This is a genomic window from Mesorhizobium sp. M1A.F.Ca.ET.072.01.1.1 (assembly GCF_004023325.1).
Taxonomy (GTDB): Bacteria; Pseudomonadota; Alphaproteobacteria; order Rhizobiales; family Rhizobiaceae; genus Mesorhizobium.
Genome location: NZ_RZSF01000814.1, coordinates 1 through 383 on the forward strand (window position 1 = coordinate 1; position 383 = coordinate 383).

The 383-nt window shown below is 69.2% G+C and carries 1 pseudogene; it reads left to right on the forward strand.

What is annotated here, in order from left to right:
- Nucleotides 1–235, forward strand: a pseudogene (locus EOA32_RS38175) (MarR family winged helix-turn-helix transcriptional regulator); the annotation flags it as partial.
- Between the last annotated feature and the right edge of the window lie 148 nt (nucleotides 236–383).

Genomic DNA, 383 nt, shown 5'->3' on the forward strand with positions numbered 1-383 from the left:
CCCCGACGCAGCGGACCGGCGCGTGCGCATGATCTTCCCGACCGCCAAGGCGAGCGAGGCCTATGCCCACGTCAAGAGCCTCGCCGGCGAGGTTTATGAGGAATCGCTGGTCGGCGTGTCGCCGGAAGATCGCCGCGTCCTGATCCGGGCGCTGGATACGATCGTGCAGAACCTGGCCGACGGCGAAGCGCCGTCGCTGGAAAAAATGAAGACTACGGAAGGCACAGCAGCATGAACGCGGTAGCAAAGGTGGACGAGAAGGTCACCAGGCTGGAACGGGAAGCGCCGGCGCAGCCGGTCGCCGAGGCGCCGGCGCAACCGGCGGTCGCCCCGGCGGAGCTCGCTCCCTCGCCGCAACCGGCGCCGAAGAAGCAGCGCCGCGC